General features: G+C 58.8%; 13 protein-coding genes, 2 tRNA genes and 3 rRNA genes. 8 read left to right on the top strand and 10 right to left on the bottom strand.

Going from position 1 to position 21008, the window contains the following annotated elements:
* The first annotated feature begins 14 nt into the window (after positions 1-14).
* From smc to rrf, 7 genes are all read left to right on the top strand, one after another.
* On the top strand, positions 15-3458 hold the full coding sequence (smc, locus tag R6Y96_RS08835; protein ID WP_318620968.1) for a chromosome segregation protein SMC: 3444 nt from the start codon (positions 15-17) through the stop codon (positions 3456-3458).
* Positions 3451-4215, top strand: a complete 765-nt coding sequence (locus tag R6Y96_RS08830; protein ID WP_318620967.1) for a ScpA family protein — start codon at positions 3451-3453, stop codon at positions 4213-4215. The genes smc and R6Y96_RS08830 overlap by 8 nt, the downstream gene beginning before the upstream one ends.
* Positions 4216-5058: 843 nt before the next feature.
* Positions 5059-6525: ribosomal RNA gene (locus R6Y96_RS08825) — 16S ribosomal RNA — on the top strand.
* A 66-nt stretch (positions 6526-6591) separates the two neighbouring features.
* Positions 6592-6664 (top strand) — tRNA-Ala (locus tag R6Y96_RS08820).
* A gap of 127 nt (positions 6665-6791) precedes the next feature.
* Positions 6792-9720 (top strand): 23S ribosomal RNA (locus tag R6Y96_RS08815).
* Between the two features lie 106 nt (positions 9721-9826).
* Positions 9827-9898 (top strand) — tRNA-Cys (locus R6Y96_RS08810).
* Positions 9899-9937: 39 nt separating this feature from the next.
* Positions 9938-10059 (top strand): 5S ribosomal RNA (gene rrf / locus R6Y96_RS08805).
* Together the 16S, 23S and 5S rRNA genes with 2 tRNA genes alongside form the textbook arrangement of a ribosomal RNA operon.
* A 60-nt stretch (positions 10060-10119) precedes the next feature.
* Here rrf and R6Y96_RS08800 read toward each other — a convergent pair.
* The 3 genes from R6Y96_RS08800 to R6Y96_RS08790 all read right to left on the bottom strand — a co-directional run bounded on the left by R6Y96_RS08800 (position 10120) and on the right by R6Y96_RS08790 (position 11366).
* Entirely contained in the window at positions 10120-10362 is a 243-nt protein-coding gene (locus R6Y96_RS08800; protein ID WP_318620966.1) for a hypothetical protein, read from the bottom strand.
* Positions 10363-10569: 207 nt separating this feature from the next.
* Positions 10570-10881 (bottom strand): hypothetical protein, encoded by a 312-nt coding sequence (locus tag R6Y96_RS08795; RefSeq protein ID WP_318620964.1) that lies wholly within the window; start codon positions 10879-10881, stop codon positions 10570-10572.
* 62 nt (positions 10882-10943) lie between these two features.
* On the bottom strand, positions 10944-11366 hold the full coding sequence (locus R6Y96_RS08790) for a hemerythrin domain-containing protein (RefSeq protein WP_318620962.1): 423 nt from the start codon (positions 11364-11366) through the stop codon (positions 10944-10946).
* A 196-nt stretch (positions 11367-11562) separates the two neighbouring features.
* Here R6Y96_RS08790 and R6Y96_RS08785 point away from each other — a divergent pair, with 196 nt between their 5' ends.
* Positions 11563-12876, top strand: coding sequence for an APC family permease (locus tag R6Y96_RS08785; protein ID WP_318620961.1), 1314 nt, complete (start codon positions 11563-11565; stop codon positions 12874-12876).
* Positions 12877-12880: 4 nt separating this feature from the next.
* Here R6Y96_RS08785 and R6Y96_RS08780 read toward each other — a convergent pair whose 3' ends face one another.
* The 7 genes from R6Y96_RS08780 to fni form a co-directional block, all read right to left on the bottom strand.
* Positions 12881-14512, bottom strand: a complete 1632-nt coding sequence (locus R6Y96_RS08780; protein WP_318620960.1) for an MBL fold metallo-hydrolase — start codon at positions 14510-14512, stop codon at positions 12881-12883.
* Between the two features lie 396 nt (positions 14513-14908).
* Positions 14909-15418: a flavodoxin domain-containing protein gene (locus R6Y96_RS08775; RefSeq protein ID WP_318620958.1), complete on the bottom strand. Its 510-nt coding sequence runs from the start codon at positions 15416-15418 to the stop codon at positions 14909-14911.
* Between the two features lie 181 nt (positions 15419-15599).
* Positions 15600-15818 carry a DUF2178 domain-containing protein gene (locus R6Y96_RS08770; protein ID WP_318620955.1) on the bottom strand — a complete coding sequence of 73 codons (219 nt, stop codon included), beginning with the start codon at positions 15816-15818 and terminating at the stop codon, positions 15600-15602.
* Positions 15819-15922: 104 nt separating this feature from the next.
* The gene (locus R6Y96_RS08765; RefSeq protein WP_318620953.1) at positions 15923-17611 is read right to left on the bottom strand and encodes a glutamate--tRNA ligase; all 1689 of its coding nucleotides are present in this window, start codon (positions 17609-17611) and stop codon (positions 15923-15925) included.
* 4 nt (positions 17612-17615) lie between these two features.
* A complete protein-coding gene (locus tag R6Y96_RS08760; RefSeq protein WP_318620951.1) occupies positions 17616-18581 on the bottom strand; it encodes a polyprenyl synthetase family protein in 966 nt (321 codons plus the stop codon).
* A 10-nt stretch (positions 18582-18591) separates the two neighbouring features.
* Positions 18592-19929: an RNase J family beta-CASP ribonuclease gene (locus tag R6Y96_RS08755; protein ID WP_318622514.1), complete on the bottom strand. Its 1338-nt coding sequence runs from the start codon at positions 19927-19929 to the stop codon at positions 18592-18594.
* Positions 19919-21007 (bottom strand): type 2 isopentenyl-diphosphate Delta-isomerase, encoded by a 1089-nt coding sequence (gene fni, locus R6Y96_RS08750; RefSeq protein ID WP_318620949.1) that lies wholly within the window; start codon positions 21005-21007, stop codon positions 19919-19921. Before fni ends, R6Y96_RS08755 begins: the two co-directional genes overlap by 11 nt.
* Position 21008: the final 1 nt, after the last annotated feature.

Raw genomic sequence — 21008 nt, 5'->3', positions numbered from 1 at the left:
AAGGGGCCCCATTCTTGCACATAACGCACCTTGAGATCGACAACTTCAAGTCTTTCGCCAGAAAGACTAAAATTCCTTTTTTTGAGGGATTTACCGTCATCTCGGGCCCGAACGGTTCCGGTAAGAGCAACATCATCGATAGCATACTCTTTGTCCTTGCTCTCTCGGGCGCGCGGGGGCTGCGGGCGGAGAAGCTGACCGATCTCATCAACGTCAACTCCGGGAAGAACACCGCCGAGGTGACGATCACCTTCTCGGACGGCACGACCATCCGCCGCCGGATAAAGCGGACGCCGACGGGCTACTACAGTTACAACTACCTCAACAACCGTCCCTGCAAGCAGTCCGACGTCATCGAGTTCCTGGCAAAGATCGGGATAAAGCCAGAGGGCTACAACGTCGTGATGCAGGGCGATGTCACCCGTATCATGGAGATGAGCGACACCGAGCGGCGGAAGATCATCGATGAGATTGCGGGTGTCGCCGAGTTCGATCAGAAGCGGGAGCAGGCGTTCTCGGAACTTGAGGTGGTGCGGGAGCGGCTCGATCGTGAAGAGATCCTCCTGAACGAGGTTTCGGCGCGGCTGGATACGCTTCAGCGCGAGCGCGAGCAGGCGCTTGAGTACCGGCGGCTGCAGGACGAACTCGAGCACCTCAACCGCTGCCGGGGGGCGGCGCTCGTCCGGCAGAAGGAGCAGGAGATCGCCACCCTCCATGACCTGATGCGCGATCACCGGGCGGCGATCGAGCGCACCACCGCGGAGATTGAGGCGGTGCGGGCCCGGGTCGAGGAGGCGCGAACCCGGCAGCAGGGGATCGACGAGGAGATTAACCGTAAGAGCGGCCCCGAATATCTCGAACTTGTCGGGAGGCTTGAGGAGGCGCGGAGCGCGATCAGGCTCGGGGAGAAGAGCATAGAGCGGTTGAAGGCGAGCCTGGAGGAGAATGCCGGGGCGGTCCAGCGGGTCTACATGGACAGCAGGCGCGCCGAGACAAAGGTCCAGGAGTGCACCGAGAGCCTGCGCAGCCTCTCGATCGACAGGTCGAACCTGGCGATGGAACTGGCGGCGAAACGCGACGAGATGAAGGAGATCGAGGAGCGTATAGCCGCTGAGAGCCGGGAGGTAGAGGGGGTTAAGGATCGGCTCTTTGCCCGGTTGCAGGACCTCGAGAGCAGAAAGGAGCTCCGGGCGCAGATCCTGCGCGAGAAGGATCTCCTCATCGAGAAGAGCCGGATGCGGACATCGGAGCGGGAGCGCCTGGACGCCCGTATCAGCCAGATCGAGGAAGAACTTGGGAACAAAAAGGCCCAGATCGCGGACTACTCCTCCAGTCTTGCCGGGTGCGAGGAGCAGAAACGGCGGGTCGAGCGCGATCTCTCTGAGACAGAGAGCGCTCTATTTGGGCGCCGTTCAGCGCTTGATGGGCTGAAGAAAGAGATCCGGGAGAACGAGCAGGCCCTCATGCGGCTAGAGGCGCAGCAGCAGGCGCACGGCGATGCCGGGGGTAAGGCGATGGACTACGTCCTTGGCATGGACGGTGTCTACGGGACAGTGGCGCAGCTCGGGCGCGCTCCACCGGAGTACGCGACCGCGCTCGATGTGGCGGCGATGGGCCGACTCCGCTGGGTCGTTGTGGATAACGACGCGGTGGCGGCCGAGGCTATCAGGTACCTGAAGGAGAACCGTCTTGGCCGGGTCACCTTCCTGCCGCTCAACAGGCTCCGGCCGCCGGTTCTCCAGCCGCTCGGGGCGGAGCCGGGGATCATCGGGTATGCCGTCGATCTCCTGGAGTTTGACCCGGCATTTGAGCGTGCGTTCCAGGTTGTGTTTGGCTCGACGGTTGTGGTGGATACCCTTGACCGCGCACGCAGGTTGATGGGCCGCTACAAGATGGTCACGCTGGATGGTGAGACTGTCGAGAGGAGCGGCGCCATGACCGGGGGTTTCCAGGCAAAGAAGGTGCGCGGGTTCGGTGTGGCGGTCGACGATGAGGTCGCACGCATCCGTGCGAGGCTTGCCGAACTGGAGGCGGAGGCCGGGGAGATCGAGGCATCTATCGGTCGATTCGCCCTGGCCGCGGAGGCAAAACGGGCGGAGCGGAGCTCGATCGAGGAGCAGATTGCACGATACCGTATGCTCATCGAGGAGTTCCAGAAGCGGGTCGAGGTGCTTGCCGGTGAGAAGCATACGCTCGAGGAGAACCGGCGTGAGGTGCTTGAGGGCGCGAAGACCGGCGGCGAAGAACTTGCGCGGCTGGAGGCCGATCTCGAGCGGACATCCGCTGAGATCGCTCAGATCTCGGCCGAGGTTGACGACCTCAAGAAGAAACTTGACGATACGGAGGTTCCGGCTCTCACCGAGCGTTACGAGAATTACCGGCGGGTTGTTGAAGATATCGAGCGCCGGCTCCGGAACAAGGACGCCGATATAACCGATATCCGGCGCGAGCGCCAGCACTACTCAAACCGTATCGAGGAGCTTGCTGCGGAACGGAGCCGCCTGGAAGAGAAAAATCGGGAGATCGAGAGCGAGATAAAGGCCACCGGGGAGCAGATAGAGGAGAACCGTCGGCTGATCGTGCACCTTGAGGCCCGGCAGAGGGAGTTCTCCAACGAACTCGCCGGATTGCGCGAGACGCGCGATCGGATCCTTGAAGAGATCCGGACGCTCGAGCAGGAGGTCTTCAACCTCTCAAGCGAGATGGAGCGCAGCCGGATGCAGGTTGGGGCGCTAGAGGAGCGGGAAAACTCGCTCCTCCAGGAACTTGCTGACCTCAGGGAACAGGCCGGCGGTGTTGAGACCGATCTCGACCTTGCCGCAATCGATGCGGGCATCGCGGCGGCTGAACGCGCACTAAAGAAGATCGGCGCGGTCAACATGCTCGCGATCGAGGAGTGTGAGCGGGTTGCGGCGCGCGTTGAGGAACGGACACAAAAGAAAGAGGTCATCTCGCGGGAGCGCGAGATGCTCCTTGAGCGGATCGAGAAGTGCGAAAAAATGAAATACGACGCCTTCATGACGGCGTTTAAGGCGATCGATGCTAATTTCCAGGAGATCTTTGCGCGCCTGACTGACGGGAGCGGGAGACTGGTTATCGAGAACGAGGAAGATCCATTCGCCGGGGGGCTGACGTTTGCGGTGCAGCCGCGCGGGAAGAAGGTTCACCTCCTCTCTTCTCTATCCGGGGGTGAGAAGTCGCTAACAACGCTGGCGTTCATCTTCTCAATCCAGAAGTACATGCCAGCGCCGTTCTACGCGCTGGATGAGGTGGATATGTTCCTTGACGGCAGCAACGTCGGCAGGATCGCTGACATGATGAGCGAACTCTCGGGGAACGCACAGTCGATCATCGTCTCGCTCAGGAAACCGATGATCGAGCGCGCCGACCGTATCGTCGGCGTGACGACCCGCGCCGACAAGAGCACCTACGTGACCGGTGTGCTGGATAATGGATGAGGAGCCTGTCGAGATCCTGGTTGGTATGGCCGAGCGCGGCGAGGTCGACCCCTGGAACATCGATATAGTTGATCTGACCGACCGGTTCCTCGCCGAGGTTGAGCGTCGCAAGAGGCTTGATCTGAGGATCTCGGGAAGGACGCTTTTCTACGCAGCGTGCCTGCTGCGCCTCAAATCGGAGTATCTCGACGCCCGGGACGACGATGTTGAGGAGGCGTTTGATGATGAGGACGGTGAGCCGTGGGGGTATGGCGGGTTCGACTTCGATGATGCAGCAGGGGATGTCGAACCCGTTGAACGCCTGGAGCGTGAGATCCAGCGTCGTCTGGGGCGGAAAAACCTGCGAAAACGTCTTCCGGTCACGCTGTATGAGCTGATCAAGCAGTTGAAGACGGCGGAGAAGGAGCAGCGCCGGCGGCAGAGGAGACGGGCGCCTCTCGCGACGGAACCGGATCTCGACCTTAGCGCGGGGGATGTTGTCTCGGTGGCGCACGATGAGGGTTATCAGGGCGCCGTGGCGGCCGTCATGGAGGGGTTTCGGTGTGCCGTCCGCCGGAGTGGGGGTGTTGTCACACTCGGACGGCTTTCGAGCGAGAGGGGAGAGTCGCGGCGTGATGTCTACATCCCGCTGCTATTTCTGATGCTCGAAGGGAAACTTGAGATCTGGCAGGATGAGTTCTTCGGCGAGGTGTATGTCGGCGAACGGACTGCTGGCGATGGTCCTCCGGATGCCAGCGGGGATGCTGATCGGGCATGATCGTCCCTGCGCACATGCGCGCATGGGGATCTGCCGCTCTCCCGTCGGGCGGGTTAGCGCTCTTCTTGATGCCGGGACGATCATCCGGGTTTTGATCCGGGTTTTTTAGCCGCCGGCGGGGTAAATGTATAAATAGCGGTGGCGTCAACATGTGATGGTCAGGTTGGGAGTAGTTCTCCCCTGGAATCTGTGTTTTCGACACGGAAGCCCGGGGATTACCCAACCATTGTGGGGATCCAGGTCATCGGCCTGCATCCGACGGGGCAGGGAAATGTATATATGGCATTGATGATAACACTATAAGGCTGTGTTGTCAGGGCAGGGGATCGTGCAGCCTTCCGGGTGGTCTGATTCCCTGGCCTCTCAACCGTTATGAGGGCCCGAGGATTGACTTCGGGTCTGATAAAGGGTTGACGATGTTTATATCCTGCCTGTTCAACCATCTGCAGTCTGCGCGCGCAGGTCACACCCGCCGGGTGGACGCGTCTACAGGTCGGCGGATCGATTCGATGGTTGAACGGGCAGGGTGTGTCCCGTGCAAGGGCAATGTTTATATATTATAGGTGACAAACAGGTGCACTTGCACGGGTGAAGTTCTGCGCCGGGTCAGGTGCAGTCTCCCCTGTATCGAGGAACGGTATGAGGGTTCGAGCAATGGGTTTCGGACCTGATACAGGAAACATATGTTTAAGTGGAGAGACAACAAACATTGTTTCCCTGTTGATGGAGAATCAACGAGACCGCGCTCTGACGCGGGTTGATTCTGACGTTGGCATTGGCAATGCGGAAATTTGTTCAGTAACCGCTAATTCCTCCCAGGTTTAGTAGTGTGCATACTTCCAAATTCTGGTTGATCCTGCCAGAGGTCACTGCTATCGGGGTTCGATTAAGCCATGCGAGTCGAGAGGGTTCGGCCCTCGGCGTACTACTCAGTAACACGTGGATAACCTACCCTAAGGAAGGGGATAACCTCGGGAAACTGAGGATAATACCCTATAGGTTACAGACGCTGGAATGCCCTGTAACCGAAAGCTCCGGCGCCTTAGGATGGATCTGCGGCCGATTAGGTTGTTGTTGGGGTAACGGCCCAACAAGCCGATAATCGGTACGGGTTGTGGGAGCAAGAGCCCGGAGTTGGATTCTGAGACATGAATCCAGGCCCTACGGGGCGCAGCAGGCGCGAAAACTTTACAATGCGGGAAACCGTGATAAGGGAACCCCGAGTGCCTGTATATGCAGGCTGTCCAGGTGTCTAAAAAACACCTGAAGAAAGGGCCGGGCAAGACCGGTGCCAGCCGCCGCGGTAATACCGGCGGCTCGAGTGGTGGCCACTTTTATTGGGCTTAAAGCGTTCGTAGCTGGGTTGTTAAGTCTCTTGGGAAATCTGACGGCTCAACCGTCAGGCGTCCAAGGGATACTGGCAATCTTGGAACCGGGAGAGGTGAGGGGTACTTCGGGGGTAGGAGTGAAATCCTGTAATCCTCGAGGGACCACCTGTGGCGAAGGCGCCTCACCAGAACGGCTTCGACAGTGAGGGACGAAAGCTGGGGGAGCAAACCGGATTAGATACCCGGGTAGTCCCAGCCGTAAACGATGCGCGTTAGGTGTATCGGTGACCACGAGTCACCGAGGTGCCGAAGGGAAACCGTGAAACGTGCCGCCTGGGAAGTACGGTCGCAAGGCTGAAACTTAAAGGAATTGGCGGGGGAGCACCACAACGGGTGGAGCCTGCGGTTTAATTGGACTCAACGCCGGGAAGCTCACCGGATAAGACAGCGGAATGATTGCCGGGCTGAAGACTCTGCATGACTAGCTGAGAGGAGGTGCATGGCCGTCGTCAGTTCGTACTGTGAAGCATCCTGTTAAGTCAGGCAACGAGCGAGACCCACGCCAACAGTTGCCAGCATGGTCTCCGGACTGATGGGGACACTGTTGGGACCGCCTCTGCTAAAGAGGAGGAAGGAATGGGCAACGGTAGGTCAGCATGCCCCGAATTATCCGGGCTACACGCGGGCTACAATGGGCAGGACAATGGGTATCGACACCGAGAGGTGAAGGCAATCTCCTAAACCTGTCCGTAGTTCGGATTGTGGGCTGCAACTCGCCCACATGAAGCTGGAATCCGTAGTAATCGCGTTTCAAAATAACGCGGTGAATGTGTCCCTGCTCCTTGCACACACCGCCCGTCAAACCACCCGAGTGGGGTTTGGATGAGGCTGCGGTCGTTGCCGCGGTCGAATCTAGGTTCCGCAAGGGGGGTTAAGTCGTAACAAGGTAGCCGTAGGGGAATCTGCGGCTGGATCACCTCCTAATGAAATAACCTGGAGATGCGGTTGCTGAACAAAACGTAAAATTGCCGATGTCAACGAAAGGTCCGGGCTCATAGCTCAGATGGAAGAGCGCCGCCTTTGCGAGGCGGAGGCCGGGGGTTCAAATCCCCCTGAGTCCACTGGGTGGGAAGGTCTCCCTTCCTGCCCTCAATGCACCCGGAGATGCGAGTCACCGGGGAAGGGCTGAAGGTCATAGACCTGACGAGGCTGTGTATAGGTGCGTGATTCTGGACGTTAAATGAGTTCAGCGGAACGGCGATATGCCTGTCAGTGGATGGCTCGGTTCGAGTGCCGAAGAAGGGCGTGCCAAGCTGCGATAAGCTCCGGGAAGACGCATGGAGTCTACGATCCGGAGATCCCCTAATGGGACATCCCAACACTTCGGTGTTGATCCGTAAGGATCGGGAACCCCCCGAACTGAAACATCTCAGTAGGGGGAGGAGAAGAAATCAACCGAGATGTCGTTAGTAGAGGCGATCGAACACGACAGAGTTCAAACTGAATCCCGAAAGGGAGATGTGGTGTGGTAAGCCTGCCGTCTGGATGCCAGGGCGAAGTAGAAGTCCTCTGGAACGAGGCACCATAGAGGGTGATAGTCCCGTATGCGTAAGCTGAGGCATCCTGGCAGTGTCTTGAGTACCGCGGGTTGGAATTCTCGCGGGAATCTGGGGGTCATCAACCTCCAAAACTAAATACTACTCGAAACCGATAGCGCATTAGTAGCGTGAGCGAAGGCTGAAAAGTATCCCCGTAAAGGTGGTGAAAAGTGCCTGAAACTGATAGGTGATGGTGAGTTGCGGCGCGAAAGGATCTTCCACGTGAAGGAACCCGTCGCGAGGCGGTAGTACGGGCGTGGTTGCCGGTGTCGTAACGTACGTTTTGAAGAACGGGCCAGAGAGTTTATTCTGCAGGCGAAGGTTAACCCAAAAGGGGAGCCGGAGGGAAACCAACAGGTCCGTAGCCTTCGGGCATGGGACGGCGTATTAAAAGTGCGTGGAGTCTGCAGGATAAGACCCGAAGCCCAGCGATCTATGCGTGGGCAGGTTGAAGCGTGCCGAAAGGCGCGTGGAGGACCGCAAGCGGTTTTGATATGCAAATCATTCGCGTGACCTGCGTATAGGAGTGAAAGATTAATCGAGCTGGGCATCAGCTGGTTCCTCCCGAAACATGCCGTAGCATGACCTGGCCGGAGATAGACGGTGAGGTAGAGCACTGATTGGGGGAGCCGGGGGAGAAATCCCTCGCCCTCCTGTCAAACTCCAAACTCCCCGTCGTCGTAGATGGCTGGCAGTCCGGACTGCGGGGTAAGCTTGTAGTCCGTAAGGGAGACAACCCAGACCGTGGTTAATGTCCCTCAATGTAGGCTAAGTGTTAACACTGAAAGGCGTCCCAGGCCAAAGACAACTGGAAGGTTAGCTTAGAAGCAGCTATCCTTTAAAAAGTGCGTAAAAGCTTACCAGTCGAGGTTTGGGGCACTGAAAATGGACGGGGCTGAAGCCTACTACAGAGACCACGGACCACGCGCAAGCGTGATGTCGTAGGGAGGCGTGCTGCCTGGGCAGAAGCAGGGGCGTAAGCTCCTGTGGACCGGGTAGTAATGAGAATTCTGGCATTAGTAGAAGCAAAGTTGGGTGAGAATCCCAACCGCCGGAGGGGCCAGGTTTCCTCGGCAATGTTCGTCAGCCGAGGGTTAGTCGGTCCTAAGGTGTGTCGTAATTCGAGCACATCGAAAGGGAAACAGGTTAATATTCCTGTACCATTCATCCGCAGCGGTTTACCGCCCTGACGCTTTGGGATATGCCTGGCAGGGTCGTCGCCCTGTCCAAGCGATCAAACTCGTGGAGTACCGTAATGGTGAGAAGCGAGTGAAGGCGTGATGGAGCAATCAGGCAAATTCCTGGAGCCCGTGAAAAGGGGGATGAATGACCGTACCGAGATCTGACACAGGTGCCCCTAGCTGAAAAGGCTAAGGCGTGTCGGTGTAATCGTGTTAAGGGAACTCGGCAAATTAGCCCCGTAACTTCGGGAGAAGGGGTGCCTGCCTGGCGATCAGGCAGGTCGCAGTGACCAGGGGGCTCTGACTGTCTAATAACAACATAGGTGACTGCAACTCGGAAACGATTAGTATAGTCACTGATTCCTGCCCAGTGCGAGTATCTGAAAACCGGGTTCAACCGGGCGAAGGACTCGTAAACGGCGGGGGTAACTATGACCCTCTTAAGGTAGCGTAGTACCTTGTCGCTTAATTGGCGACTTGCATGAATGGATTAACGAGAGCCCTACTGTCCCTAACACGAAACCGTTGAACATTTTATCCTAGTGCAGAGACTAGGGACTCCAGATGGGAAGTGAAGACCCCGTGGAGCTTTACTGCAGCCTGTCGCTGTGTTACGGTATTCCTTGCGCAGTGTAGATGGGAGGCGTCGAACCACCCCTTCCGGGGGGTGGGGAGCCGTCAATGAGACACCATCCTTGGTTTACTGTAGCACTAACTCTCCCTGCGAGAGGACAACGGTAGGTGGGCAGTTTGGGTGGGGCGCCACACCCTCGAAAAAATATCAAGGGTGCCCTATGGTCAACTCATGTGAGTCAGAAACTCACAGGAGAGTGTCAAGAGCATAAGTTGGCCTGACGCGATTACGCACAGCAAGTAATCGCGAGAGGAAACTCGGGTCTAACGAACCAATGAGCCTTGTTGATGAGGGCCATTGACGACAGAAAAGCTACCCCGGGGATAACAGAGTCGTCGCCGGCAAGAGCACATATCGACCCGGCGGCTTGCTACCTCGATGTCGGTTCTTTCCATCCTGGCCGTGCAGCAGCGGCCAAGGGTGAGGTTGTTCGCCTATTAAAGGGGATCGTGAGCTGGGTTTAGACCGTCGTGAGACAGGTCGGTTACTATCTATCTGGAGTGTCAGGAGTCTGAAGGTAAGATGGAAATAGTACGAGAGGAACTTTCCGTCGTCGCCTCTGGTGTATCGGTTGTCCGACCGGGCAGTGCCGAGCAGCTACGCGATAAGGGATAAAAGCTGAATGCATCTAAGCTTGAAACCCGACCTGAAAAGAGACTCCGTTGAGGACACGGGTAAAAGACCCGCTTGATAGGCCTGGGATGTAAGCATGAAGGCAACGACATGTTCAGTCCGCAGGTACTAACGTCCGATGCCGTCCACTGAACTCAGACGAAATCCAGAATAACGCACCAGAGTGCCCTTGCGGCCAGACCTTGAGGTGTAAACCTTAAATAGGTCTGGAGATAACGTAATGAGGCAACACAGCTTGCCAAGGTGGCGGAGCGGCTACGCGGTTGACTGCAGATCAACTACACCCCGGTTCAAGTCCGGGCCTTGGCTTCTGGTCAGGCATCCATCAGGGTGTCCTGACCAGCGGGTAATAGCGGCCATAGCAGAGGGGAAACACCTGGACTCATTCCGAACCCAGCAGTTAAGCCCTCTCACGTAGTGTGTTGTACTGAGGTGCGCGAGCCCTCGGGAAGCACACTTCGCTGCTATTACCTTCCTTTGCGACAAAGCGGTTCTTTTCTGAGAGTTTTTTGTAATGCTACGCAGGGCGTTCACTCGCCGAAGTTCCTGTTACATTCTTCGTATCGGTCAATCTCATCTGCTGTTGTGGGTGACCTGATCTTTTCAAATGCGTCATCAAAATCACGTGCCTCAAGTCCCCGTATCTTTAGAGAGCGATCCTTTAGATCGTCGAATGGTAGGTGATAGACCGCCGGCAATAGCGACCGGCGGAACCGGCACTGCACAAGGATAGACCACCGCCAGGCCGGGATCAGAGCGGAGGCGTATACCACCTCATCCCGGGGCATCCGGCACGATGCCCGGGCGCTCCATTCCTCCTGGCCGGGTGATGATGGTGCTGGGGTTTTCAGATCGAATTGGATCTCAAGTATGTACCCACTATCGTGGCACAGACTTATCTTTTCATTTATAAGGATTTAACTTTTGCTATTGGTCGATCTGATCTGGTTACCTGCATCCTGCTTCCCTCCCATATATGCTCAAGCAGCGCCAAGAGGGCCTCTGGCAGAGGAATGGATGCACCGCCCTCCTCCACCAGGATCTCCCCGCCAGACCTCGGCGGTGTGTTTACCCATCTTGCCGACCCCCTCAATCCGGTTTCCCGCCGTGCTTTGTGCGGTTCCGCAGGGGATGAAGAAGGCCTCCTCCTCCCTCCCGGTCGAGAGGAGGAGGGAGTCTCCCGCCACAGCATCGAGTTCAACGAGATCGAAGCGGGTTGAGAAAACAGCGCCCCGTTTTAGCCGGGTAGTTCTCTTCGTATCTGTAGTAAAATTTGCCTCCCGGGCAGTCATCCACCTGCCTGTGATGAGGAGGGCTCATAATGACGATACGAGCCCATTCTTCCTGCCACCTGTTACGCTACCGTCACCTTCTCCTTTTCAAAGGCCTCACCCAGGGCAAAGAGGTCGCTCCTGCTGAGATAATGCCTGGCCCTGGCAAAGATGTCCCCCTCTTCCTGGGCGAAATGCGCCTCGACCCAATCCCGGAGATCGTCGAGCGCCTCCATCCAGGCTTCATCTCCCTCCGAAACCACCTTAAAACGTTCAAGCCTCTCACGTATGGTTACGTGCTCATCAAGCGCCACCTCCACCTCCTCCGGTGCAGCCTCCCTCAGGCGCGGGTAGAGCGTGGCCTCCTCCGCGAGGAGGTGCGCCAGGAGTTCGCGGTGAAGCGTTATGCACCGGACATCCCGGCTATCGGGGTCGTGCTCAATCTCGTCAAATAGCACTCTGATCAGATCGTGATCGTCTTCTATAAGTTCGAGGATCTGCGGCATGTCTCACCTCCATCCGGGTAATGGGGAGCCGGAGATTTAACGGTTTTCCCCCGTATAGGTTACCGGCATCCTTTGACCACCCCCTGGCGGGGCAGGGCGTGGCGATTGGCCCTGGAAAGCCGTCCCGGAGAATTTCACCAAACCTTCGATGAACCGCGGATAAACCCTAAATGCAGCAGAGACAGAGTGATATCGTATGGCAGATGGGGAGCGTGACGCTTCGTATCCTGGCACAAACCTCCGGCGAGAACTCGGACTGGCCACTGTCACCCTCTCCGGAGTCGGGATCATACTCGGGGCAGGGATATACGCCCTCCTCGGCGAGGCGGCCGGGATGGCCGGCAACGCCGTCTGGCTGACCTTTCTCGTTGCAGCCGCGGTCGCCGGCCTGAGCGCCCTGAGTTACGCCGAACTCTCATCGATCTATCCGAAGGCGAGTGCCGAGTTCGAGTACGTCTCCAGGGCGTTCGGGGGAAGGCTTGCGTTCGTTGTGGGCTGGCTGATAATCATATCCGGCATCCTTGGCGCTGCAACCGTCGCGCTTGGGTTTGCCGGCTACTTCTCCGACCTGGTGGGTCTGCCGTTCCTCCCGTCCGCCGTCATGATCATCCTGATCCTTTCCTGCATCCTCATCGCCGGGATCAGGGAGACGGCGGGGGTTGCCATCAGCATGACCATGATCGAGGTCGCCGGGATAGTCATGGTGATCCTGATCGGTCTCCCCTACCTCGGGCGGGTGGATTACCTTGAGATGCCGCTTGGTATACCCGGTCTCCTCCAGGCGTCTGCGCTTGTCTTCTTCGCCTACATGGGGTTTGAAGAGATGGTGAAACTCTCGGAGGAGACCAGAAACCCGGAACGGACTATCCCGGTCGCTCTGGTGATCGCGCTTGCCATATCCACCCTCCTCTACGTCCTTGTCTCGGTTGCAGCGGTCTCTGTCGTTGGCTGGGAACAACTCTCCACTTCCAGGGCGCCATTTGCCGAGGTTGCTGCCGTCGCGCTCGGGCCCACGGCCTTCACCCTGATCTCCGTAATAGCGCTCTTTGCCACCGCAAACACCGCCCTCATGATGATGCTGGCATCATCAAGGATCACCTACGGCATGGCATCGTCCTTCTCGCTTCCTCCATCTCTTGCCCGGGTTCATCCCCGGACGCAGACGCCCTGGACGGCAACAATCGTCGTTGCGATCGCCACCATCGCCTTCCTCTTCGCCGGCGAGATCGATTTTGTCGCAAACGTCACCAACTTCACCCTCTTTGCGACTTTCATCGTCATCAACGCCTCCGTGATCCTGCTGCGCTACCGTGCGCCGGATCTCCCCCGGCCGTTCCGGATACCCGGGAGCATCGGGTCCCTCCCGGTGTTGCCCGTCATCGGGATAGCCTCGACACTCATCCTTCTTGCCCACCTGGAGCCCCTGGTGCTGTTGCTCGGCGGGTTCATGGTAGTTCTCGCGGCCGTGATCGCGCTTCTTTGGGAAGAGCGGTGGCGCGGGGCGGTGTGATGCCCTACCGCGCCTCTCTTGGCAGGTAACGCTCAATCGGCCCGACCGCCTCCAGCCTCCCTTCCGGGGAGAGGGCGGATATCGCGCCGTGTCCGCCCGCGACCAGGCACCTGCGGCCGGTCGGGGCAAGTTCTTCATCCAGGTCCCGGATCAGTCCGAGCAGCGCCGTGCGCTCCTGGCGTGCGCGTTCGCTGTCGACGTTGACCGACGTCACCAGGAAGTCGGCCAGGGAGTTGTAGCGTTTCCTGTCGTCATCCAGGCTTCCAAAGTTGATCAGGGTATCGGAGGTGAAGATTATCCCGTGGGTGGGACAGAGGAAGTAGACCTGGCCGTGCATGTGCCCGCCAAGGGATTCGAGGACCTCAAACTCCAGGTCATGGACAGCAAACCGCGCTATGACGGGAAATATCGAGCGGCTGGCAAGCCTCTCCGTCGGGAAGGTCTCCGGGTTTTCGGGCGGGGTGAAGTGCGAGAAGAGGTTTATGACCGTCGTGTAGACCTCTTCCAGGATCGAGGACTCGCTGCGCGACCCGTAGGCCCGGTTCGCGCGCCGGATGATCTCAACCGACCAGGGGTGGGTGCAGGCTTTCGCATCGAAGAACCCTGCCGCCCCGCAGTGGTCGGCGTCGGCGTGGGTGATGTAGATCCGCCGGATCCGCCCCTGGTCTCCGATACCGTAGTGCTGGAACATCCGGAGGGCGTCCTGGTGGTATATCCCGTAACCGGTATCGATCATGACGCTCTCCTCCGGGGCGTTGAGCATGAAGATGTTTCCGCCGCAGGGCATCTGGAAACAGAGAACCTCAACGGCATCGTTCAGCGGGATACGCTGGACGTCCGCGTAGAACCGGTCGCCTGTGGTCTCGCGGAGCGTCTTTCCGGTGCGCAGGATGCAGTCGAAGACCTCTTTTGGGTCCTGCCCCAGGTTGTTGAGTTCCTGGACGATGTGATTGATGTCCTGGAGGAGTGAGAGGAGGAACTCGTCCTCGGCCGATCCTATCAGCCCACGCAGCGCCTGGGCGAACCTGACGTAAAAGACGGTGTCGTCGAGTTTCTCGCCGGTTGTGTCGTACTCCAGGATCTCCAGGCGGTAGCGTGACTTCAGCCGGTCGAGCAGGCTATCGACGACCTCGCTCTCCTCGACGCTCAAACTGATGGTGACCCTGCCGGGGTCTTGCCGCCGCTCGTCAAAGTCGATGTAGGCGATGTTTGCCCCCGCCCCGGTGATGTAGGTGAGGAGGTCAAAGAGGGAGCCGGGCTCGTGGGGGAGGTATACGGAGAACTTGAGGAACCCGGGTGTCGGCAGCGATTCCTGGAGGTAGCCGATCGCGTGGAGGTCTTCCTTTATCCTGGCGTAGCCCTCTGGTGCTGCAACCACTTCGAAGAAGACCGTGGCGGGATCGATCCGGCGGTCGTACTGGACGCGGATGATGTTTCCCGAGTAGGACTTGATGATCTCGGCCGCGCGGTGCAGCGCCCCGGGCCTGTCGGGCATCCTGGCGACAAACGAGTATTTATTCACCCGGTTCACCTGTGGATTGTTTATCTTGCGGGGGCAGAGCGGGAAGACCCCACCCTTTAGGGCGGGGATGCAAGCGAAGCCGCCCTTCCCGTAATCAAGTTCAATACGATACATTTTTTCTGTCCATCCATCTAATAATACTATGTCTGTGTTGCGATAACCAAGCAACACAATACCAGGCGCGGAACGCGCCGTTGAGCCTGTGGACTCGCTCCCGGTGGGGGGATGAAGCAGGAAGCCGCGCCCGAGAGGCGCGGGTAGTTGACTACCCGCCACCTCCCCGATTCTGTAACCCCCATCCGTCCTCTCACTGCATCTGGCTCCGCCCCCTCCTTCCCGGGGCGGGCGGAGGTGCTGAGCGGGCGGCCGGGACACCGTCTGGAAAGTCTCCCGTTCAGATGCTGGCTCCACTAGAAAAGTCTCAGGTTCGCACCATCATACCGCCCCATCTATGGGCCCACCGTGCACGTGGAAAATATGCGCAACTATCGCATCAGGCGTCCCCGGATCTCATCTCCGCCGGTGCAGGTTCGGGAGTATCGCCCGCACCCAGGAACGGACAGCATCCAGGTTGCGGAAGTCTCCAGACTTTACCCTGATCAGTTTAATGATGGCACGATCAGGGTCAGATAGACGCCCGGTATCCAGTTTTCCCGGGAAGACGCTGGCCTCCACCGGGTTTATGAGCATCCTGACCTCGTCCATCGAGGCTTCCGCTCTTCTCAGGCTCTCGGCGCTTCCGCCTACCACCGTGAGCCCTACAGCGAAACAGGCGACAGGGATGGTTCGCAGGTAATGCTGGTAGCGCTCGACAAAGACCCGGGCCTCCGGGAGCCACTTCCCCATGTAGATCGGGCTCCCTATGACCGCCGCCCGGTAAGGGGAAGGGTCGCGGATCTCGTTCACCGGCAGGACGTCGACCTGCTCACCGGCCTTGCTGAGTTCATCACCGATCGCCTCTGCCACCTCAGCGGTCGACCCGTATCGGCTGGCGTAGGCAACAAGAATCCTGTCTGCCATAATAACCAGGTACCTCTTCTTCCCGTCGGTCTTATTGATTGCGGGACGCCGCCGGGAATTGCCTGAATGGATCCCCGAGAGCGTCCTTTGCCACGGGGAGCCCACCCATGGCGTAACGGTTCAGGGGTTTTCCCCGGCGGGAAAAACCAGCCCTGGACTCTCTCGCCGCTGATGATGGGCTTTATTCTGCCCGCAGCGCTGCCTTCTGCGTAATCATTGGCGTCCGTTCGTCCTCTATCGTCTCTTCGATCCTCCGCCGTGCCAGATAAAGCAGGATAACGCCAACGACGAAGGCAGCCTGGATCGGGATCGGGTTCTCAAGCCTCACCGAGAGCCAGAATATGCCGACCCCCGCGAGCGCAACGATACAGGCAAGAAGGTAGAACGTCTTTCGTTTCATGGTGCAGCCGCTGTGCATGATCTTAAACATTTTGTCATTAATGGGTTACGCCGGCCGCTCCTCTTAAAAAAGGTTCTGCAGATGGGGGGTTCTGCGATCCCGCGTCACCGGTGCGCAAAATACGCGTTCACGCTGCCGCTCTTTATCGAGTCTATCCGGGCAAACCCGATCCTCTCGAACTGGACGACCCCTCCCACCTCGCCGACTACCATAGGCTCGCAGAACCCCTCCATGTCCCCCTCCTGCCGGAGGAGGGTGCAGGGCAGGTTTGCATCAACCGGGACCCACTGGATGATCGGCGCTTTTACCTGCCGGGCCTCATCAAGCGAGTCGCCAGCGTAGGATACCCGCAGCGTATCACCTTCCCGGTCGACCCAGACGTTATAGAGGTCCTTTAACCTGATCAGACCCTGCCCCTCGATATCCCTGCGCGGGAGAAGCACCCTGCCATCGGTGATAAGGGTGCGCACCCCCCTTGCAGGGTCGTTCGGGTGCAGGAGCGCGTGAGCCTCACGGCGCGGCGCCCCCTCGATGCTGACCTCGACAGGGTCAGGCACAAAGAAGTAGCGGTTCGCCTTCGGGTCGACGATCTCCCTGTTTCTGGCATACAGGTTCTCCCAGGAGAACGATATATCGGTCTCCCCCATCCCGATATCGATCATGGCGTTCCGGACGGCTTCCGGCTCGATCCCCCGGCGCGCAATCGCCCGCAGCGTCCCGAGATGTATATCGTCCCAGCCTGTGTATGTCCCGTTCCGGATCCCCTCGTGCATCCCCGACGTTGAGAGGACAACACCCGAGATACCCATCCGGCCGTAGTGGCGGTAGACCGGGGGTCTCCATCCAAAATAACCGAAGATGTAGCGCTGCCGCTGGGTGTTTGCGATATGGTCCTTCCCGCGGACGACATGGGTTATCCCGAGCAGGTGGTCGTCCACCGCGACAGAGAAGTTCATCAGCGGAAAGACCGTGGCGTCCGCTCGCGGGTGGAGCGGTGCGTTCACGATCCGCATCGCGGAGTAGTCTCTCATCGCCGGGTCAGGGTGGCCAAGGTCGGTCTTCACCCTGACGGTTGCACCGCCCTCGTAGAACTCTCCATCAAGCATCTTCTGCCAGAGTTCCAGGTTCTCCTCAATCCCCTTTTTGCGGCATGGGCATTCCTTCCCCCGGAGTTTGAGTTCGCGGAAACGTTCAGGCTCGCAGGTGCAGACGTAGGCGCCGCCGATCTCGATAAGTCTCCTGCACCAGTCATAGTAGACATCGAGCCGATCGCTCTGGTAGACGATATCGGTGATCCCGAGCCCCAGCCACTCAACGTCCTCAAGCACCATCGCGTATGCCGCCGGATCGACCCTCCTCGGGTCGGTGTCCTCGATGCGCAGGATGTAGCGTCCCCCGTGTCGCCGGACATAGTAGTCGTTTAAGATGGAAGCGCGGGCGTGCCCGAGATGGAGCGGTCCGCTCGGGTTCGGGGCAAACCGCATCACCACACCTTTCTCCGCATCCTCGAGCGGTGGAAGTTCCCGGGTGTGCTCGTGCTCCGCATCGAGTTCGGCCAGGAGTTCGGGCGCGAGTTCTTCAAGCCTCACCCTGCGTTCCGATGAACTCATCCCTGCCACCTCCGCGACCACCTTTGAGGCAATCGCCCCTATCTCCCGGGCGCTGCTCCGGAACTCCGGGTGCCTCCCTAGAAGCGTCCCGATCACCGTCCCGGTCTTTGGGGTGCTGTCGTGCTTCACCGCGTTCTGCAGCGCGTAGACAAAGAGCAGGTGCTCAATATCGGTCTCCGTCATGGTATCAGTTACCTCTGTTGACAAAGAAATCGGCGATCTCGCCGAGCAACTGTTTCTCCACCGATTCCGGGATGACCGAGAGCGCCTCTTTTGCAACCCCCGCCCGTTCCAGGGCAACCGCCCGGACCTCCTCGATGACACCGGCATCCTGGAGGATGGTGACCAGACCCTCGATCTCCGCAGCGGAGAGCGGTCTCCTGTATGGGGCAAGGTCGATCCCCTTCTCGCGCGCCCGGATAGCGATCAGCGTCTGCTTCCCCTCCCTGATGTCCGACGCCCGGTCTTTTCCGCTCTCTTCGGTGTTTGCAAGGAGATCGATCAGGTCGTCCTGGATCTGGAACGCGATACCGCTGTTTATCCCGAACTGGTAGAGTGCATCTGTCTGGACGGGGTTTGCACCCGCAAGAAGACCGCCGATTGCTGCGGCCGCTCCATAAAGGGCACCGGTCTTTTTACTGACCATCTCCAGGTACTCAAGTTCTGAGACGTCCTCCCGCCTCTCAAACTCCATATCCATGCTCTGCCCCTCGCAGATCTCGGCACACGTCCGGGCAAGCATCTTCACCGCCCGGATTTTTGCAGCATCTGCCCCCTCCGCAAGACAGATGAACTCGAACGCCTTTGCGTAGAGGACATCCCCCGCAAGGATCGCCGTCGGTTCGTCCCAGAGGGTATGCACCGTCGGAACACCGCGCCGGGCGGTGTCACCGTCCATGATATCGTCATGGATGAGGGTGAAGTTGTGGGTCAGCTCGAGCGAGAGCGCCGCCAGGATCAGGTCATCCGACGACCCCCTCTGGATAGCGTCCGCGGCGAGAAGGGTGACCGCCGGGCGAAGCCGTTTCCCTCCTGCAAGCAGCAGGTGGGCGCTCGCCCGGAAGAGGTCGCCGTGGACGTTCCCGAAGTAGCGGTGGAGCATCCGGTCGATCCGGTCAGCGTTCATCTCCAGGTAGTCTTCAAGCGTCGTCATGCATTATCTCCTACTTTATCAGCAGTCTGCCCCCATTCCGGAGGAGGTGGAGGTCGTTTCCAAGCGTATACCCGACTTCCTCCGCGAAGTTCGCGTACTCCCCTGTCATGTCGATGTCGCCGTGTGACGGGATGATGTGCTGGGGGTTGAGGAGGTGGACGAACTCATAGTGATCCTCACGGTAAGCATGGCCGGAGACGTGTAGATCGTCAAAGATCCGGGCCCCTGCCATCCTGGCGCGGGCCTCGATCAGGTAACGCTGCCCCCGGTTCATCGGGTTCGGGATCACCTTGGCCGAGAAGAGGATCTTGTCTCCCTTCTCCAGCTTGAACGGGGTATCGCCCATCACCATCCGTGTCAGGATGGCGCCTGTCTCACCCTGGTGACCCGTGACGATCGGGACAAACTTGTCCTTTCCGGTCTTTATGATCCGTCGAAGCGTCCGGTCGACCGTCCGCCGGTTGCCAAATATCGAGAGGGACTCAGGGAACCCGACCAGTTTTAACTGTTCAGCTGCTGTGGCGTAGCGTTCCATCGAACGCCCGAGGAGAACTGGTTTTCTCCCGATCTCGTGGGCGCACTCCGCAATGGTCTTGATCCTGGAGATGTGTGAGGAGAAGGTCGAGACGATCAGCGCGCTCCTGTCATCCTCGTAACTCGTGATGGTATCCCGGACGAGGTCCCTTGCGATCTTCTCGCTCGGGCAGCGTCCTTTATCTGCGATGTTGACGCTCTCGGTGATGAGAGCGAGGACACCCTCTTTACCGATCTGCCGCAGCCTGGCGAAATCCGGTGGTTCTCCGAGCACGGGTGTCCTGTCCAGTTTGAAGTCGTTTGCATAGATCACCGCACCCTCTGGCGTATGCAGGACCGGGATGACCGTATCGATGATCGAGTGCTGGCTCCGCACAAACTCGATCGTCAGGTGTGGGGATATGGTGTAACGCTGTCCTGCTTTCAGGGCAAACAGTTTGTTGTTCACGCCGAACTTCTGTTCGCCGGCGATCTGCTGCCTTATCAGTTCCGTGGTGTAGGGTGTGCTGATTATCGGGGCGTCGTAGCGGTGTGCCAGTTTTGGTACCGCACCGATGTGGTCCAGGTGCCCGTGCGAACAGACGATCGCCTTTACACTCCCTTCGACCGTGTTCATGATGGTGTCATCCGGGATGGCCTTCATCTCGATGAGGTCCAGGGAATGCATATTCTCGATATCAGCATCCTCATGGATCATCACCTGGTCGAGGCGCAGCCCCATATCAAAGATGACAATCTCTTTTCCGCAGCGGACGGCGGTCATATTTCTACCGACCTCGTTAAAACCGCCAACTGTTATGATCTCAATATCCATGTAGCCTCCTTGCAGGATCTTTTGTTTTGTCGTTTGATTCAATCATCTGCCTGGTCAGGCCGGTGATATACGTCCTGGTGTGCCGGAGATCCGCTACCGTTAGGGACCCCGTCAGGAACATCGCCACGCGAAGGTGGCGGTGTATCCCCTCGATGGTTGCAGATAGGGCTTCTTCACTCTCCATCGCCGGTTTCAGGAGGGGCAATGCCATACCCCCGAGGTCCGCCCCGAGAGCAAGGGATTTTGCAATATCGATCCCCGAACGCAACCCCCCTGTCGCGATGGTCGGGCCTCCTGCTCTCCGCACCTCGCATAGGCTTACCACCGTCGGTATCCCCCAGGAGAGGAACGCCTCCCCGAGTTCAGCGAGTTCAGGGGCGGTTGCCCGCAGGCGTTCGATCTTCGCCCACGACGTGCCTCCGTAGCCGCCGATATCGATGGCTTTTGCTCCGGCCCCAAAGATCTTCCTTGCGGTTTCGGCCGATATGCCGGAACCCGTCTCCTTCACGATGACCGGACGGGAGAACTCTTCACAGAGGCCGCGCAACGCCTCCAGGCACCCGACAGCGCTGTGATCGCCTTCGGGCTGGATCGCCTCCTGGAGCAGGTTGACGTGGATCGCGATCGCCTGCGCATCGATCATCTCAACCGCCCGTTCAGCCCATTCGATGCCGTGGTCGCGCAGCTGGATGATCCCGAGGTTGGCGCAGAGGAACGCGTGGGGCGCCTCCTCCCGCACGACGGTGAAACTCCCTTCAAGTTCCGGATTTTCCAGTGCCGCTCGCTGAGAACCGACACCCATACCCAGGTTATACCGTTCGGCGGCACGTGCCAGCCGCCGGTTCACCTCCAGGGTGTCGGGGTGTCCTCCGGTCATTGCTGCAATGAAAAGGGGGGAATCGAGTTTTGCGTCGAGGAACCGTGTTTTTAGATCGATCGCATCCATGTCGCACTCAGGGATGGCATTATGAACAAGCCGCACATCCCCGAATCCTGCATCACCTGCCTCAACAGGCTGCTCATAGCATATCTCCAGGTGATCGCGTTTCCGTGAGGATGTGGCGGTATCCCTTCTCATT

The sequence above is a fragment of the Methanoculleus receptaculi genome (assembly GCF_033472595.1).
Classification (GTDB): domain Archaea; phylum Halobacteriota; class Methanomicrobia; order Methanomicrobiales; family Methanoculleaceae; genus Methanoculleus; species Methanoculleus receptaculi.
This window is presented reverse-complemented; position numbering and strand designations above follow the sequence as displayed.

Excerpts from the sequence above, each read along its gene's own strand:
- R6Y96_RS08770 (WP_318620955.1), bottom strand. The coding sequence starts at position 15,818 with ATGAAACGAAAGACGTTCTACCTTCTTGCCTGTATCGTTGCGCTCGCG.
- R6Y96_RS08790 (WP_318620962.1), bottom strand. The coding sequence starts at position 11,366 with ATGCCGCAGATCCTCGAACTTATAGAAGACGATCACGATCTGATCAGA.
- R6Y96_RS08795 (WP_318620964.1), bottom strand. The coding sequence starts at position 10,881 with ATGACTGCCCGGGAGGCAAATTTTACTACAGATACGAAGAGAACTACC.
- fni (WP_318620949.1), bottom strand. The coding sequence starts at position 21,007 with ATGAGAAGGGATACCGCCACATCCTCACGGAAACGCGATCACCTGGAG.
- R6Y96_RS08785 (WP_318620961.1), top strand. The coding sequence starts at position 11,563 with ATGGCAGATGGGGAGCGTGACGCTTCGTATCCTGGCACAAACCTCCGG.
- R6Y96_RS08780 (WP_318620960.1), bottom strand. The coding sequence starts at position 14,512 with ATGTATCGTATTGAACTTGATTACGGGAAGGGCGGCTTCGCTTGCATC.
- R6Y96_RS08830 (WP_318620967.1), top strand. The coding sequence starts at position 3,451 with ATGGATGAGGAGCCTGTCGAGATCCTGGTTGGTATGGCCGAGCGCGGC.
- R6Y96_RS08775 (WP_318620958.1), bottom strand. The coding sequence starts at position 15,418 with ATGGCAGACAGGATTCTTGTTGCCTACGCCAGCCGATACGGGTCGACC.
- R6Y96_RS08765 (WP_318620953.1), bottom strand. The coding sequence starts at position 17,611 with ATGACGGAGACCGATATTGAGCACCTGCTCTTTGTCTACGCGCTGCAG.
- R6Y96_RS08755 (WP_318622514.1), bottom strand. The coding sequence starts at position 19,929 with ATGGATATTGAGATCATAACAGTTGGCGGTTTTAACGAGGTCGGTAGA.
- R6Y96_RS08760 (WP_318620951.1), bottom strand. The coding sequence starts at position 18,581 with ATGACGACGCTTGAAGACTACCTGGAGATGAACGCTGACCGGATCGAC.